Annotated in this window: 17 protein-coding genes; 5 read left to right on the top strand and 12 right to left on the bottom strand. The window is 60.1% G+C overall.

The window, feature by feature from the left end:
- Positions 1-39 precede the first annotated feature (39 nt).
- A complete protein-coding gene (gene rdgC / locus KHA73_RS04605) occupies positions 40-951 on the top strand; it encodes a recombination-associated protein RdgC (RefSeq protein ID WP_234589401.1) in 912 nt (303 codons plus the stop codon).
- A gap of 64 nt (positions 952-1015) precedes the next feature.
- Here rdgC and ppnP read toward each other — a convergent pair whose 3' ends face one another.
- From ppnP to KHA73_RS04590, 3 genes are all read right to left on the bottom strand, one after another.
- A complete protein-coding gene (gene ppnP / locus KHA73_RS04600; protein ID WP_234589400.1) occupies positions 1016-1306 on the bottom strand; it encodes a pyrimidine/purine nucleoside phosphorylase in 291 nt (96 codons plus the stop codon).
- A gap of 175 nt (positions 1307-1481) precedes the next feature.
- Positions 1482-1682 carry a YaiA family protein gene (locus KHA73_RS04595; RefSeq protein WP_234589398.1) on the bottom strand — a complete coding sequence of 67 codons (201 nt, stop codon included), beginning with the start codon at positions 1680-1682 and terminating at the stop codon, positions 1482-1484.
- A gap of 47 nt (positions 1683-1729) precedes the next feature.
- On the bottom strand, positions 1730-2134 hold the full coding sequence (locus KHA73_RS04590) for a nuclear transport factor 2 family protein (RefSeq protein WP_234589396.1): 405 nt from the start codon (positions 2132-2134) through the stop codon (positions 1730-1732).
- Between the two features lie 99 nt (positions 2135-2233).
- On the opposite strand from KHA73_RS04590, the gene KHA73_RS04585 reads away from it, so the two are divergent.
- Positions 2234-2995 carry an AraC family transcriptional regulator gene (locus KHA73_RS04585; RefSeq protein WP_234589394.1) on the top strand — a complete coding sequence of 254 codons (762 nt, stop codon included), beginning with the start codon at positions 2234-2236 and terminating at the stop codon, positions 2993-2995.
- On the opposite strand, the gene KHA73_RS04580 is transcribed toward KHA73_RS04585, so the two are convergent.
- From KHA73_RS04580 to KHA73_RS04555, 6 genes are all read right to left on the bottom strand, one after another.
- A complete protein-coding gene (locus KHA73_RS04580; RefSeq protein ID WP_234589393.1) occupies positions 2952-3518 on the bottom strand; it encodes a TetR/AcrR family transcriptional regulator in 567 nt (188 codons plus the stop codon). The genes KHA73_RS04585 and KHA73_RS04580 overlap by 44 nt on opposite strands.
- A gap of 82 nt (positions 3519-3600) precedes the next feature.
- Positions 3601-4650 (bottom strand): aldo/keto reductase, encoded by a 1050-nt coding sequence (locus KHA73_RS04575; protein WP_234589391.1) that lies wholly within the window; start codon positions 4648-4650, stop codon positions 3601-3603.
- A 177-nt stretch (positions 4651-4827) separates the two neighbouring features.
- Positions 4828-5352 (bottom strand): shikimate kinase AroL, encoded by a 525-nt coding sequence (gene aroL, locus KHA73_RS04570; protein ID WP_234589390.1) that lies wholly within the window; start codon positions 5350-5352, stop codon positions 4828-4830.
- 116 nt (positions 5353-5468) lie between these two features.
- A complete protein-coding gene (locus tag KHA73_RS04565) occupies positions 5469-5987 on the bottom strand; it encodes a GNAT family N-acetyltransferase (RefSeq protein ID WP_234589382.1) in 519 nt (172 codons plus the stop codon).
- A 54-nt stretch (positions 5988-6041) separates the two neighbouring features.
- Positions 6042-8165 carry a TonB-dependent siderophore receptor gene (locus KHA73_RS04560; protein WP_234589381.1) on the bottom strand — a complete coding sequence of 708 codons (2124 nt, stop codon included), beginning with the start codon at positions 8163-8165 and terminating at the stop codon, positions 6042-6044.
- Positions 8158-9273, bottom strand: coding sequence for an ABC transporter substrate-binding protein (locus KHA73_RS04555; protein ID WP_234589380.1), 1116 nt, complete (start codon positions 9271-9273; stop codon positions 8158-8160). Before KHA73_RS04555 ends, KHA73_RS04560 begins: the two co-directional genes overlap by 8 nt.
- Positions 9274-9478: 205 nt before the next feature.
- Here KHA73_RS04555 and KHA73_RS04550 point away from each other — a divergent pair, with 205 nt between their 5' ends.
- Positions 9479-9940 carry a GNAT family N-acetyltransferase gene (locus KHA73_RS04550; protein ID WP_234589379.1) on the top strand — a complete coding sequence of 154 codons (462 nt, stop codon included), beginning with the start codon at positions 9479-9481 and terminating at the stop codon, positions 9938-9940.
- Here KHA73_RS04550 and KHA73_RS04545 read toward each other — a convergent pair whose 3' ends face one another.
- A complete protein-coding gene (locus tag KHA73_RS04545; RefSeq protein ID WP_234589378.1) occupies positions 9941-10498 on the bottom strand; it encodes a class I SAM-dependent methyltransferase in 558 nt (185 codons plus the stop codon).
- Positions 10499-10742: 244 nt separating this feature from the next.
- A complete protein-coding gene (locus KHA73_RS04540) occupies positions 10743-11027 on the bottom strand; it encodes a YdgH/BhsA/McbA family protein (protein ID WP_234589377.1) in 285 nt (94 codons plus the stop codon).
- Positions 11028-11336: 309 nt separating this feature from the next.
- On the opposite strand from KHA73_RS04540, the gene KHA73_RS04535 reads away from it, so the two are divergent.
- Positions 11337-12518 carry a low temperature requirement protein A gene (locus KHA73_RS04535; protein WP_234589376.1) on the top strand — a complete coding sequence of 394 codons (1182 nt, stop codon included), beginning with the start codon at positions 11337-11339 and terminating at the stop codon, positions 12516-12518.
- Positions 12519-12551: 33 nt separating this feature from the next.
- On the opposite strand, the gene KHA73_RS04530 is transcribed toward KHA73_RS04535, so the two are convergent.
- Entirely contained in the window at positions 12552-13913 is a 1362-nt protein-coding gene (locus tag KHA73_RS04530) for an esterase-like activity of phytase family protein (protein ID WP_234589375.1), read from the bottom strand.
- A gap of 159 nt (positions 13914-14072) precedes the next feature.
- Between KHA73_RS04530 and KHA73_RS04525 the strand changes: the two genes are divergently transcribed.
- Positions 14073-14210: a hypothetical protein gene (locus tag KHA73_RS04525; RefSeq protein ID WP_234589374.1), complete on the top strand. Its 138-nt coding sequence runs from the start codon at positions 14073-14075 to the stop codon at positions 14208-14210.
- Positions 14211-14271 lie beyond the last annotated feature (61 nt).

The raw sequence follows: 14271 nt of genomic DNA, 5'->3' as shown, positions 1-14271 counted from the left end.
ATCAGCGTGCCAAACGCACGCCCAGCCAGGGATAACATTATGCTGTGGTTTAAGAATTTGATGGTTTACCGTTTGAGCCGCGAAGTGGCGCTAAATGCGGATGAAATGGAAAAACAGCTCAGCGCGTTTGCCTTCACCCCGTGCGGCAGCCAGGACATGGCGAAAACCGGCTGGGTCTCCCCGATGGGCTCGCACAGCGATGCATTGACGCATTCAGTCAACGGCCAGATCGTCATCTGCGCGCGCAAGGAAGAAAAAATCCTGCCGTCGCCGGTGATCAAGCAGGAACTGCAGGCCAAGATCGAACGCCTGGAAGGCGAGCAGCACCGCAAGCTGAAGAAAACCGAGAAGGACGCGTTGAAGGACGAAGTGCTGCACAGCCTGTTGCCGCGCGCCTTCAGCCGCTTCAACCAAACCTTTATGTGGATCGACACCGTCAACGATCTGATCATGGTCGACGCCGCCAGCGCCAAGCGCGCCGAAGATACCCTGGCCCTGCTGCGCAAAAGCCTGGGCTCGTTGCCGGTGGTGCCTCTGACCATGGAAAGCCCAATTGAGCTGACGCTGACCGAATGGGTACGCTCCGGCGAAATGCCGGCCGGTTTCGCCATTCAGGACGAAGCGGAGCTGAAGGCGATTCTGGAAGAAGGCGGCGTGATCCGCTGCAAGAAACAAAACCTGATCAGCGATGAAATCGCGGTGCACATCGAAGCCGGCAAGCTGGTGACCAAGCTGGCGGTGGACTGGCAGGAACGTATTCAACTGATGCTGTCGGACGACGGCTCGCTAAAGCGCCTGAAATTCGCCGACACGCTGCGTGACCAGAACGACGATATCGATCGCGACGACTTCGCCCAGCGTTTTGACGCCGATTTTATCCTGATGACCAGCGAGCTGGCGGCGTTGATCAAAAACACCGTCGAAGCGCTCGGCGGCGAAGCCCAGCGTTAATCCCCCCCAGAAACAATCAGGGCCCGGCGTCTGCCGAGCCCTGCGTTCCCAGCGAGCAAAGACCTTATTTGCTCAGGTAACGGCACAGGTAGGCGGTCGCATCGGCCACCTGCAGATTGAACTCGCTGTGCCCCGGCACGAAGAACTTCTCACCCGGCGTAAACACCTGCCAGTCCGGCGAGCCCGGCAGCAGCACTTTCAGCGCCCCGGTGATCACCGTCATTTCTTCCGGCAGTGCGGTGCTGAAGGTGTACTCTCCCTCTTCCATTACCCCCACGCTGGTAAGACCGATGCTGCTACTGTCAAAACCGATAGACTTCACTTTTCCGGCAAAATATTCATTTACTTTCAGCATAGACTGGCACCCGCGTAATCATCTTGATGGAAAATCCATATTGGGGGATCGCGATTGATCTGTCACTGGTTTTTGACGCGAAATGCGATCATGGCGCAGAGTCAAGCGCGGCGGGGGGATCGGACTGAAAAACCAATAAGGAACCGGCAGAACGCCGGCTCCTGACTGCGACAGGTTAATCCTCTAACGCCGGATCCTCATAACGGTGTTTGGCGTCGAGCGCTTCCAGCTCGGTTTCATGTTCACTGAGCAGCGTATTCGGCTCAATGTCGTCGGTGCGCACTTCGAAACGGCGCATATGCAGACTGGGGTCTCCCCGAAAAACCGCCACTACGCGGGCGCTTCTTGGGTAGCCGGGTTGGTCATTTTCGCGCATGCTGTTCTCCCGTGTGATTCACACAGTAGCAAGTATAGCAGCCGCCCTCAGTCCAGCACGCACGAGCCGAGATCCCGGTCGCCGCGAGCGCCCTCCAGCAGCTGCGTCAGCTCGTCGCAGGCGTAAATCTTGCCTTCGCGCACGCGAAAATGCGCCAGCACCCGCACCTTGCTGCGAGTGCCGTCGCGCTTTTCCACCTGCACCAGATGGTGTGTCAGCACCGCATCGCCCTGCTCCGCCGCCGCGATAACCTCCAGCGTCATGCGGTGCGTCAGCTGTTTCAGCAACGCCATATGTTGCACAAACTGTTGATAGTTCAGCGAGTTGCCGTCCACCTGTTGGCGATAATCCTCACTAAAGCGCTCGGCGATCAGCGCCGGTTGATGCAGCGGGTTGGCGACGACCTGCTGCAAGGCGTCAAGCACCCGTTCCAGGGGGGTAAGCGAATGCATGCTGTTGCTCCAAAAAAGGGGACAAGCGACGATCCTAACGCGCCACGTCGCTGGCATAATAGCCGTATTAAGACTTTGAATAATGCTAAACGGCCAAAAATGATAGCGATACGCAGCCAAAGGCTGCTGCACGAGAAAAAACACCTCACGCCCTGGCATCAGCATGCGGACGGGCAGATCTACCTGCTGACGCGCGGCATGCTGGCGATGGAGCTGCCCGGCCAACAATGGGCGATCACCGCCGGCAACCTCGGCTGGCTGCCGCCGCACTGTGCGCATCAGGCGCTGGCCTGCGGCAAAGTGGCGGGCTGGAGCTTGTATTTGCCGCCGGGGAGCGCAACCGGCCTGCCGCCGCAGCCGCGGCTGTGCGCCGCCACCCCGTTGCTGCAGGCGCTGGTTGAACGCCTGGCGCAATTTGCCGATGGCCCCTGGGGCGATCCGCAGCAGCGCATGCTGCAGGTGTTATTGGATGAGATGCAAAGGGAGAGCAGCGCGCCGCTGCAGCTGCCGTTGCCGCAGGACGCCCGGCTATTGAACATCGCCCGGGCGCTGCTGAACGATCCCGCCAACGAGCGCACTCAACATCAGTGGGCCGCCTGGGCCGGGCTGAGCCCGCGCACCCTGAGCCGCCGTTTTATGCATGAAACCGGCGTCAGCTTTGCGCGCTGGCGCCAGCAGGCGCGCGTGCTGCGCTCGCTGGAGCCGCTGTCGCGCGGCGAACCCGTCGGCCTGGTGGCACACCACTGTGGCTATGACAACGTCAGCGCCTTTATCGCCGCCTTCCGCCGGCGCTTTGGCGTGACGCCGGGCGGCTATTTTACTCTGCCTGAGTCTGCAGCAGCGCCTGATGCGCCGCATTGAGGAACTGTTCCGACAACGCATCACCCCGGGTGGCGCGCGCCAGCGTCAGGGCGCCCACCAGCATCGCCATCTGCGCCAGCGCCTGTTGCCGATCCTGCTGCGGCGCCAGCGCCTCCAGCCGCGCCAGCATCGCCCGTACGCCGCCGAGGTAGGCCTGATGCACCGGTTTGTCTGGCCCTTCGCGGGCTACGTCGCTCGCCAACGCGGCGACCACACAGCCTTCCGCCGGGCAATCGCGGTGTTTGACATCCAGATAGCCGTCGACCAGCGCCTGCAGGCTATGCTCACCCGGCGTATTTTCCCAACGCAGGGTGGACTCTTCAACCGCCCGCCGGCCGGCCACCGCCGCCAATTCGTCCTTGGACGCAAAATGACCATAGAAACCGCCGTGGGTCAGCCCCACCGCCGCCATCAGATCGTTAACGCTGACGCCGTTCAAACCGCGCTCGCGGAACAGTTGCGAAGAGACCAGCTCAATCGCCTCGCGATTGCGCTCCATCTGCTGTTTGGATACTCGGGCCATGTTGTTTCTCCTGATCAACCAGGCATCATCTTAGGTTATCCTCCGCAGAGGCTCAATAGATGATGCCCTTCATCCAAAAGACTCAGGCGCGCGGAATGCGCAGCGGCGCAAAGCGGCCGCTGTCGCCGCCCTGGGTCCGCGCCAGCGTCTCGGCAATCTGCCGGTGCGGCGTGCCGGGTTCGATAGCGCTGACCTGATCCAGCCGCGCTATCTGCTGTTCACTCAACGTCAGCGTCAGCGCCGCCAGCGTGTCGTCCAACTGCTGCCGGGTGCGGGAACCGAGAATTGGGATCAGGCTGGTGGCGGCATGCGCCGCCCGGTGACGCAGCCAGGCAATCGCCACCTGAACCGGCTGCGCCTGCCACTCCTGGGCAATCGCCAGCACTTCATCCAGCAGCCGGGTGTCATGCTCAACGTGCACCAGACGCCCACCCAGCCCGACGAGGCGGCCCGCGTCGCTGTGGCGATATTTACCGGTCAACAGGCCGCCGCCCAGCGGTGACCACAGCGCGGCGGCCATGCCCAGCGCTTCGGCCATCGGCAGCAGCTCGCGCTCCGCGCTGCGCTCCACCAGGCTGTACTCCACCTGAATACCGGCAATGCGCGACCAGCCGCGCAGCTCTGCCAGCGTATCCGCGCGGGCAATTCGCCAGGCAGGGAAATTGGACAGCCCGGCATACTGGATCTTGCCGGCGCGGATCAGATCGTCAAAGGTGCGCACGATCTCCTCCATTGGCGTCAGGTTATCGGAGAAGTGTGCCCACAGCAGATCGATGCGATCGGTGTTCAGCCGCTTCAGGCTGGCCTCTACCGAGGCAATCATGTTTTTACGGCTGTTGCCGGTCTGGCCGATGCCGCCCGCCGCCGAAGCGCCGAGCGTATACTTGGTGGCAAGCACGAAGCTGTCGCGCTCGGCGGCGATAAACTCCCCGACCATCTGCTCCGACTGGCCCAGCTGATAACCGTCGGCGGTATCGATAAAGTTGCCCCCGGCTTCCACGTAGCGATCGAAAACCTGCCTGGCCTCCTGTTTTTCGGAGCCATAACCCCAGCCGGTGCCGAAATTGCCGGTGCCCAAAGCCAATTCAGAAACGCGCAGGCCGGTGTTGCGGCCAAAGGTGGTGTATTTCATGGGATACCTCATAAACGAGCGGTGACGATTTATAAATGACAGATGCCATTTATTTTATATATGTCACTCATCATCTATAAAGACAAGCCGCAGCCACCAACAATTTGTGCGCAACCAGGAGAAAAACGCGGAGGATGGGCACAACCCACTGTGCCCAAAGGAAAAACCCAAGGCGAACTACTTCACCGTTTCACGCTGCAACACCGCGAGGATCTGATCCACCACCTGCTGAGGGTTGCCGGTGCCGTCCATCACGTAGTGCGCCGCCTCCTGATACAGCGCTTCGCGCGCCGCCAGCACCTCAAGCATTTCTTCCGCAATCGGCCGGCCGGTCAGCGTAGGGCGCTGGGCGTCTTCAGGGTATTCCTCCAGCCGCTGCGCCAGCACGCCGGCCGGGGCGCGCAGATAGATCACCGTGCCGTGCTCACGCATAAACTGACGGTTCTCTTCCGCCAGGATCGCACCACCGCCGGTGGCAACTATAGTTGACGGTTTTGTCACGGTTTGCAGAGCGATGGTCTCGCGGCGGCGGAAACCCAGCCAACCCTCGCGTTCGACTATTTCCGCCACGCTCATCTGCGCCGCCTGCTGCATAAACAGATCGGTATCGACGAATTGATAGCCCAATGCCAGCGCCAGCGCGCTGCCGACCGTAGTCTTGCCGGCTCCGCGAGCGCCTACCATGAACAGGGTTTGTGTCATTACGGGTTGTCCCTTATACGGTGACTTGAGTGCATTGCATACCGAAATGCCGGCCGACGAACGAGCGTGATGGCGTGGATGCAGCATCATACCGCCATCAGCCTGTATTTCAATATTTACGATAATGTAAATTCCATGGCACAGCGACTGTCGGCGGCAAATCCATGCGCCAGATCCTCGGCCAGATGCCGCCGCAGCGCTGGCGTCAGGTGCTCTGCGGCGATAGGCCGAAAGCCCAACCGCCGATAGTAAGGCGCGTTCCAGGGCACCTCGGCGAAGGTGGTCAACGTCAGGCGGCTGGCGCCCCGGCGTTTAGCCTCTGCGGCGACCGCGGCGATCAGCCGGCGGCCAACGCCGCGCCGCTGCCAGTCGCCGGCCACCGACAGCTCGGCGATGTGCCAGTCCGCCGGCTGCGCCAGCACGGCGATAAAGCCGGCGACTTCCCCTTCCGGACTTTCCGCCAGCCACTCAGACTGCCGCGCGATAAAGCCGGCGTGCTGCTGCGCGCTCATCACGTCGCCGTCGGCGATAAACCGCCATGCGGGCTGCCGGCGGAACAGCTGCGCCGCCGAGCGCTCAACGGCCATCAACTGCGCAACATCCTGCAGACGCGCCAGACGAATATGCAGGCTCATGGGTTCTCCTTAACGTCAGGGCCGGCTATTTAACCAGATTTCACCGCCGGCGGCCTAGAAATCGATGCTGCCGCGCAGCACCACCTCACGCGGCTCCCCAACCGCCACGCGCAGGTTGCCGCCGCTGGAAGGGTAATAGGTTTTGTCGAACAGGTTCTTCACGTTCAGCTGCCATTTCACCCGGTAACCGTTGATCGGCATGGTGTAAGCGGCGAAGGCGTCGGCAACGGTGTAGTTGTCCAGGTAGAAGCTGTTGGCGGCATCGCCCGGGCGGCGGCCCACGTAGCGCGCACCGGCGCCGATGCGCACCTCGTCGCCGCTGTACAGGCCCGGCGATCCCAGGTTCTGCGTCAGGAACAGCGAGGCGGTGTGGCGCGCCACGTTGGTCATCTCTTTGCCCTTATTGTCCGGGTCGTCCACCACCCGCGCGTCGGTATAGGCGTAGGAACCAATCAGGCTCAGCGAGTCGGTGATATTGCCGGCCACATCCAGCTCCACGCCCTGCGAGCGCACCCGGCCGGCGGTGCGGGTGACGGTTTCACCATCCACCAGCTCACTGACCATCACGTTGCGCTTGGTGATATCGAACAGCGCCAGGGTACCGGTAACGCCGTTCGGCAACGCCACCTTGCCGCCCACTTCCCAGGACTTGCCCTGCTCCGGCGGCAGCGAGCCGATCTGGGTGGCGATGGAGGAGTTCGGCTTAAAGGATTCGGTATAGCTGCCGTAGAGCGATACGTACGGCGTCAGCTTGTACACCACCCCGGCGCGCGGCACCAGCTTGCTGTCCGAGCTGTCGGTGTTGGTGACGAACGGCCGCCCCTTGCCGGCGAACACGTCGAAGGCATCGTAACGCAGGCCGCCCATCACCAGCCATTTGTCGGTCAGTTGTATGGAGTCCTGCATAAACCAGCCGTAGCTGGTGAGATTTTCGCGCTGATCGCTGTCGGCCGCGCTGACGGTGGTCGATGCCGGCATCAGCCCATAGACCGGGTCGTAAATGTTGAAATCGCTGTTCTTTTTGCCGCGGATCATGTCGCCGCGGTAAGTGCGATTGTCTTCGAAGTCGAAGCCGAACAGCATCTGGTGGTTGATGCTGCCCCAGTCGACGTCGCCGTTGAGCGTCAGCTGCACCGCATTGGCATGGCTGACGGCGTTGGCGGTAGAGTCGGCCTGGCGCGTCAGCACGCCGGTTTTCGGGTTCAGCGCCGTGGCGCGCGCCTGATTGTCGCTGTAGCTGTTGCGGCTGTAGGCATAGGTCAGCGAGCTCTTCCAGCTCTCGTTCAGCACCTGGTCAACCTGCAGGGTGACGCTGTCCTGATCGCCGCGGGTGGCGTTGTAAGCTTCGTCGAAGCGGCGGTCGCGCGGCGTATTCACCGGCTTGCCGGTGCGCGAATCGATGATGGTGCCGCGATCGAAAGGCACCAGGTATTCCATATGTTCGTAGGCCAGCCGCACGGTGGTGCTTTCGCCATACCACATCAGCGAGGGCGCAATCACCGTCTGGCGGTTGCGGCCAAAGTTGCGCCAGTAATCGGTCTCATCGTGATCGACGATCATTCGGTAGGCGAAGCCCGAGGTACCGAGCGGCCCGGTCACGTCGAGCTGGCCGCCGCCGCCGTTAAAGCTGCTGCCCCAGCCTTCCACATGGGTGTGCTGTTGCAGCTGCGGTTTCTTGGTGATCATGTTGATCATCCCGCCCGGCTCGCCCATGCCGTACAGCATCGAGGCCGGGCCTTTCAGCACCTCGACCCGTTCGGTGGTCGGGGTAAAGTTGCGCGCCTGCACCGAGCGCACGCCGTCGCGCAGGATAGAGCCGTCACGGTTGTCGCCGAAGCCGCGCTTCATCACCGCATCCTGAGTGCCGCCCAGCGTGTTGGCCTGGGTGATGCCGCTGACGTTGTACAGCGCCTCATCCAGGCTGCTGACCGCCTGATCGGTAATCACCTGCGGCGGCACCACGTCGATGGCCTGCGGCACGTTCAGCAGGCTGGTTTCACTGCGGGTGCCGGTAACGCTGCTCAACGGCTGATAACTCTGCACGCCGTCGACGCTTTTCTGGCCCAGCACCACCAGGCTTTCCCCTTTTTCCGCCGCTTTTTCCGCAGCGATGGCCGGCGCAACCGCGCAGGCAGCCAAAGGCAATGCGCTCAACCAACGGCGCTTGTTGTTATTCATTATTTAATTGACTCCAATAGGTCCCTGAAAAAGGCAACGGCAAAAATTGCTGGTACAGCTGTTTGAAGGTCTGCTGCGGGTTAAGGTCGGCAAACAGATCCGGATAGAAGGCTTTGGCGAACATCTCAACCGCCACCACGTGGTAGGGGCTGAGATAAAAATTGTGCCAAATGCTCCAGGCCTGGCGGTTTTTCACCGCCGACAGGCTGGCGAGCATCGGTTGTTTGGCCATCAGTTGGCGGAAACTGGCGTCGGCATCCTGTTGGCTGACCAGCGGCCCCAAACGCAGATCGGACACCCGCTTGCCCTGCGGCCCGGCCATGCCGGTGGCGATATAAATGTCGGGATTGGCGGTGAGGATGGTTTCCGGGTTCAGCTCGCCGTACACCCCTTTGATGCTGGCGCTGGCGATATTGTCGCCGCCGGCGAAGGCCAGCAGATCGCCGAGATTGCCATGAGCGGCGGTGGTGCAGCAGGTTTCGCGCCGCCCCAGATGCAGGTGCAGCATCACCTTGGGCTTCGGCCCGCGGTAGCCCGCCAGCCGCTGTTGGATCACCGCCATATGCTGCTGATAGAAACGGATGAACTGCTCGGCGCGCTGCTGGCGATTAAGCACCTCGCCCAGCAGCCGCACGCTTGGCACGGTGTTGTTCAACAGATCGATGCGCAAATCCACGTAGATAGCCGCAATGCCCGCTTTGTCTAACGCCTTGAGCAGCAGATCGTTGTCGCCGTCTTCACGCGCATAGCGCGCCAAAATCACCAGATCCGGCTTCAGCTGGATCAGGCTTTCAATATTGACCTGGCGGAAGTTATTGCCGCTGATGACGGGGATATCTTTGATCTGCGGGTATTGATGGCTGTACAGCTGCCAGCTTTGCGCATCGAAACGCGCCAGATCCTGCGGCCAGCCGACGATGCGCTGCGCCGGATTGCCCGGCTCCAGCAAAGCCAGCGTATACAGCATGCGGCTTTCCCCCACCACGATGCGCTGCGGGTTATCCGGCACCGCCACCTGGCGGCCGGTGATGTCGGTGACGGTTTTCGCCTGGGTAGAGAACGCGCCCAACGCCAGCGAAAGCAGCAGTAAAATGAGGGAATTGCGCATGAGTGAACCGGAGCAGAAAAAATAATCTGCGCATGATAATCACTCTCATTAACACTTTCAATCCAAACTCGCCTATGCGGGCCGAATCACGCCGTTTCAGCGTAGATACGCGTAAAACCGCTGAAAATGCCGCTTTAAAAAGTTAAAAAAACGGCCCGAAAACCGATTAAATGGAGAGATGAGCGCCAACAATCAGGAGAGAGGCATGACCCTACGTATTATTCCGCTGGCGGAGTGCCCGCAGTTCGCCGACGTCTGCGCCGCCTGGGCCTTTGGCCAATGGGGTTCGCAGCGCGGCGGTTCGCTGGATCGCACCCGTCAGCGCTTCATTCTGTGCGCCCAGGCCAGTGACGACCATTTGACGCTGATGGCGCTCGACGGCGAGCGCCCGCTGGGCATGGCCAGCCTGTGGCCAAGCGACGATCGTCAGCGGAGGGATCTGTCGCCCTGGCTGGCCGGGCTATTCGTTCACCCGGATCACCGCCGCCAGGGCATCGCTCAGCGGTTGGAGGCGGCGATAGTGCGGCAGGCGCGCCAACGCAATCATGCCGCGCTGCACCTGATCACCGACAAGTCGGAGGCGCTGTATGCCGCCTGGGGCTGGCGGCCCCTTGAGCGCAGGCGGCAGCATGGCGGCGAAGTGGTGGTTATGGAGAAAAAGCTGTAGCTAACGCGGGGTGCAGATATACACCAAGGCCGGCGGGAAGTTGCGCACCACCCGCACCCGCTTCCAATGAAAGTAGCGCGACAGCAGCTTTTCCGACAGATGGCTGTACTGGAACAGCACCAGCGTACCGTTGCGCGCCAGCAAGCACTGCCGGGCTTGCTGCAGAATGCGCATGCTGATCCGCAGCGGGATCGACAGCAGCGGCAGGCAGGAGAACACCACGTCGTAATCGGTGGCCATCTCCTCCGCCGAATGCGCCATCACCTGCAGTCGGCTGTCGTTGATCTTGCGCAGCTGGTGCACGAAGTTGGGTTGGATCTCGTAGGCTTCCAACGCCGCGTCCGCCCGCATGCGGCCTAAAATGCGCTTGGTCAGTACGCCGTCCGCTGCGCCCAGCTCCGCTATCGACAGCGTGCGCGTCCACTCCACCTGATTCAGCATCGCCTGGCACAGCCAGGGAGAAGAAGGCGCCAGAGTGCCGATAGTGCGCGGTGAAGCCATAAACTGCTGGAGATAGGAAAAGTGGTTCTTCAGGTGCAGCCGGGTCGCATTTAACATTGGGGCCTCCTTGGGTTGAGTACCCCCAATCTGAGCGTAATTTCTTAAGTATTCATTAACATCACTCCGAAAGCGACCGACACAGTTGTAATAAAATGCAACCGTCGGGGTGCGGAAAAAAGAAAAACGGCCGTAATAATGACCTGAAGGTAAGCAGACAATGCCTTATTATTCAGATTATTATTACGACCGTTTATTTTATTGACCAATCAACCACTTTCAGGGAAATAAAAACGCGTAGCGATTAGCGATAAATTTCCGCATTGCCGCGCCAGTTGCTGGAATCCCCGGGGGTGTCCAGACCGATAATGCGATAATGGCTGGCGCCATCCGCCGCGGCCTTTTCTTTCAGCGCGTGGATCGCGTCATGCGGCGATCCGCTGACGCCGGAAACCGAGACTACGCCGATGCTTTGCAGGCCGGCGGCCTGTTCGCTGTTCACCTGCGTAACCGACGACAGCGGCGCGGCGAAGGTGGCAAAGGAAGCGGTGGCGATCGCTACGGCTGCGATGCTGGGTAATAGTTTCATGATGGACTCCAGGTGTTTTTGTTTATTAGCTCGTTGTCAGTGATGATAATTATCCGCTAATAAATGCAAGCCGGCGTAATGCAATGTAAAGAACATCAATCATTGTGAGGGAAATAAGGAGGAAGTAACAGCAGGTGTTGCTCAATAACCAGAAACGCTCTTTATAAGGAAACCTTACCGCTATTTTATGGAGAATTAAAGACGGTTTGCCATAAAGAGGGGGAGGCCGCTCGTTTTTAAGATATTTCACTCGCCGCCGCCTGCTAAGCTACGCTGATGTTGTGACTTATCATTTCAGGAAGAACGCTTATGTCGCAAGCCTTACTGCGTGTGCGCGATGGTCGTGGCGCCTCGGTTTCGTTCTCGGAACTGCTATTCGATCTGATCTACGTTTTTGCCGTTACCCAACTTTCCCACTACCTGTTGCACCATCTGACGCTTACCGGCGCGCTGGAAACGCTGCTGCTGTGGTTTGCCGTCTGGCTGGCCTGGCAATATACCGCCTGGGTCACCAACTGGTTTAATCCGGATACCCGCCAGATCCGCCTGTTGCTGTTCGCCATTATGCTGTTGGGGCTGTTCGCCGCCGCGGCGCTGCCGCAGGCCTTCGGTGAACGCGGGCTGATCTTCGCCCTGTTCTACGTCGCGATTCAGGTCGGGCGTTCGCTGGCGGTGCTGAAGCTATTGGAGGCCGGGCACCCGTTGAAGCAAAACTTCCGGCGCATTCTCGGCTGGCTGTGCATCTCCGCGGTATTTTGGCTTGGCGGCGGCCTGGCGGAAGGCAATATGCGCCTGCTGCTGTGGGCTATCGCCGTACTCTGTGAATACGTTTCGCCAATGTTCGGCTTCCGCCTGCCGGTGCTTGGCCGTTCAGACAGCAGCAGCGAGTGGACCATTGAGGGCCACCACCTGGCGGAACGCTGCCAGCTGTTTGTGATTGTCGCACTGGGGGAAACCATTCTGATCACCGGCTCCACCCTGAGCGAGATGGAAGTCTGGAGCGCGCCGACGCTGATCGCCTCGCTGGTCGCTTTTATCGGCAGCCTGGCGATGTGGTGGGTCTATTTCGACACCAGCAGCAAAGCCGGCAGCCACGCCATCAGCCAGGCGGAAAACCCCGGCCAACTGGGCGCCAATTTCCATTATGTGCATGTGGTGCTGGTTGGCGCGATCATCGTCTGCGCCGTGGCCAACGAATTGGTGATCGCTCATCCCGACGGCCCTATGCAAAACACCCGGGTGGCGGTGCTGATCCTCGGCCCGGCCATCTATCTGTTCGCCAATGCGCTGTATAAGCGGTTAGTGTATCGCCGCTTCCCGCTGTCGCATCTGGTGGGGTTAATAGCACTGGCGGTGTTGACGCCCATCGCCTATTTCACCGATCTGCTGATGGTCAACGGCCTGACCACCCTGATTATGGTGGCGGTAGCGATTTGGGAGAGCATTTCACGCGGCAGAACGCCGCATCGCCGGGAGCAGGCCGGCTTCTGAACCTGTCGGGGGCGGCGACGCCCCCGACACCGGTTATTTCAACGCCTGAGGCAGCGTCAGCACCCAAAGCTCGCTCAGCGACTCCGGCTGGGCCAACGGGCGCAGTTCAATGCTTGTCGACACCTTTTCACCGTCCAGGCGCAGGCGCCCCTGCTTATCCAGCTGATAATCGTCGATCTTCTTGCCCTTCGGCTGCGGGTCAACCAATTTTGCCTGCAGGCCGAAGTCGTTATCGTTGATCACCGCCAGCGTACGCTCGTCAATCAGCGTCAGCCCTTCAACTTTCTCCTGGCGCCAGCCCAGCTTGCGCAGATCCACCACTTCGCGCTTTTGCGCCAGCTTCACGCCGCGCTTGGCGAGCGCCTTGGCATCGTCGAACTCCAGCGCCTTGCCCTTGCCGTCGAACTCGCTCAGATCGCTGGCCTGCGCGAGATCGACCAGGTAGATCTTGTTGATCATCTGCTTGTCTTTATCCGTTCCCTGCTCAATCAGCAAAATGCGCTGATTATCCAGCGCGACAATGTCGCCGATCTTGGCGTCCTTGGCCTTTTTATAGCTGTCGATATCGATCGGGTAACCGTACATCGCGGTTTTGCCATTGGCCGGATCAAAGCTGACCAGACGAGTGAACTGCGCCTTGTTTTTGCTCTTGCCGTCCACGTCCAGCGTGCTTTGCACCGCCGCCAGAATGCGCCCGTCCGGCAGACGGGTCAGCCCTTCAAAACCGCGATTCGGCTGGCGCCATTTGATGATGTTCGGCAGGCCACCGGCCACCGCCTGTTCGCCCGGCAGCGCCGTCGGCCCATGCTTGGCGAGGATCTTGCCCTGGCCGTCGACGTGGATCAGGAACGGGCCGTATTCATCGCATAACCAGTAGCCGCCGTTGCCGTCGCCGGTGACGCCCTCGGTGTCCAGCCCGCGCCGGTCGCCGTGCAACGCTTGCAGCGTATCGCTCAGCGCCACTTCATTGGTGGCGCCGATCAGTTCGCCCGGCAGCGGCAGCCCGCCGATCGGCCCCTGCTCATCATGCAGCGGCCGCGGGTTGCCGGCGACGGCCTTGCCGCCGCCGATGCGGATATCCATCAACAGCGGCGTGAATTGCGGATTGGCAAAAATTTTCGCTTCCTGCTCGCCCACCCTTGGCGCATCGGCGTTAGGGCCGCGGTCGGTCAGGGTAGTCAGCAGCAAATCCCCGTCTTTCCGGCCATTGAACGCCAGGCCGGAGCCTATCCCCATCGGTAATCCCTGCGGGAAATTTTTGGCGAACGCCCCTTGATAACTGACGCGTTCACCGCCGGGAAAGCTGACGACATAGCGCGCCACTTCGACATCGGCGGCGTAAGAAAACACGGGAAACAGCGAGGCAATCAGCAACGAAGACGACTTTATTTTCATGGTTCCTGCTCGTGCGTTAGGGGAAAAGTAACCTGCCAAGATATTAATCTAGCATGACATTTGGATGACAACGGCACTCGACGGCGGATTACTCCCAATAAACGCCGCAGGCAAATAGGAATGAGCAATTAACCGCAATACTTTGAACGGGGAAATCGAATGGAAAACAATTGCGTTATGCCGCCGATTTTAATGCTCATCGCTGATGATTTTATTCTTAGGGTAAATTCTTATATGAAAGATAAAAAAATCGACAAACGCGCAGTGGAAAAGAAAAAATCAGTGGTTTTCGCATAGACAAAATAAATTGTTGCGGATTTAATAGCCGTCGTTTATTCAAGGTGCATTAAGAAAATTC

The sequence above is a fragment of the Serratia entomophila genome (genome assembly GCF_021462285.1).
In the GTDB taxonomy this organism is placed as follows: Bacteria; Pseudomonadota; Gammaproteobacteria; order Enterobacterales; family Enterobacteriaceae; genus Serratia; species Serratia entomophila.
Note: the sequence above shows the minus strand (reverse complement) of the source record. Positions and strands in the feature narration are given on the sequence as shown.

What these genes read in the sequence shown, in the direction of transcription:
- rdgC (WP_234589401.1), top strand. Translation starts at nt 40, where the DNA reads ATGCTGTGGTTTAAGAATTTGATGGTTTACCGTTTGAGCCGCGAAGTG.
- ppnP (WP_234589400.1), bottom strand. Translation starts at nt 1,306, where the DNA reads ATGCTGAAAGTAAATGAATATTTTGCCGGAAAAGTGAAGTCTATCGGT.
- KHA73_RS04595 (WP_234589398.1), bottom strand. Translation starts at nt 1,682, where the DNA reads ATGCGCGAAAATGACCAACCCGGCTACCCAAGAAGCGCCCGCGTAGTG.
- KHA73_RS04590 (WP_234589396.1), bottom strand. Translation starts at nt 2,134, where the DNA reads ATGCATTCGCTTACCCCCCTGGAACGGGTGCTTGACGCCTTGCAGCAG.
- KHA73_RS04585 (WP_234589394.1), top strand. Translation starts at nt 2,234, where the DNA reads ATGATAGCGATACGCAGCCAAAGGCTGCTGCACGAGAAAAAACACCTC.
- KHA73_RS04580 (WP_234589393.1), bottom strand. Translation starts at nt 3,518, where the DNA reads ATGGCCCGAGTATCCAAACAGCAGATGGAGCGCAATCGCGAGGCGATT.
- KHA73_RS04575 (WP_234589391.1), bottom strand. Translation starts at nt 4,650, where the DNA reads ATGAAATACACCACCTTTGGCCGCAACACCGGCCTGCGCGTTTCTGAA.
- aroL (WP_234589390.1), bottom strand. Translation starts at nt 5,352, where the DNA reads ATGACACAAACCCTGTTCATGGTAGGCGCTCGCGGAGCCGGCAAGACT.
- KHA73_RS04565 (WP_234589382.1), bottom strand. Translation starts at nt 5,987, where the DNA reads ATGAGCCTGCATATTCGTCTGGCGCGTCTGCAGGATGTTGCGCAGTTG.
- KHA73_RS04560 (WP_234589381.1), bottom strand. Translation starts at nt 8,165, where the DNA reads ATGAATAACAACAAGCGCCGTTGGTTGAGCGCATTGCCTTTGGCTGCC.
- KHA73_RS04555 (WP_234589380.1), bottom strand. Translation starts at nt 9,273, where the DNA reads ATGCGCAATTCCCTCATTTTACTGCTGCTTTCGCTGGCGTTGGGCGCG.
- KHA73_RS04550 (WP_234589379.1), top strand. Translation starts at nt 9,479, where the DNA reads ATGACCCTACGTATTATTCCGCTGGCGGAGTGCCCGCAGTTCGCCGAC.
- KHA73_RS04545 (WP_234589378.1), bottom strand. Translation starts at nt 10,498, where the DNA reads ATGTTAAATGCGACCCGGCTGCACCTGAAGAACCACTTTTCCTATCTC.
- KHA73_RS04540 (WP_234589377.1), bottom strand. Translation starts at nt 11,027, where the DNA reads ATGAAACTATTACCCAGCATCGCAGCCGTAGCGATCGCCACCGCTTCC.
- KHA73_RS04535 (WP_234589376.1), top strand. Translation starts at nt 11,337, where the DNA reads ATGTCGCAAGCCTTACTGCGTGTGCGCGATGGTCGTGGCGCCTCGGTT.
- KHA73_RS04530 (WP_234589375.1), bottom strand. Translation starts at nt 13,913, where the DNA reads ATGAAAATAAAGTCGTCTTCGTTGCTGATTGCCTCGCTGTTTCCCGTG.
- KHA73_RS04525 (WP_234589374.1), top strand. Translation starts at nt 14,073, where the DNA reads ATGGAAAACAATTGCGTTATGCCGCCGATTTTAATGCTCATCGCTGAT.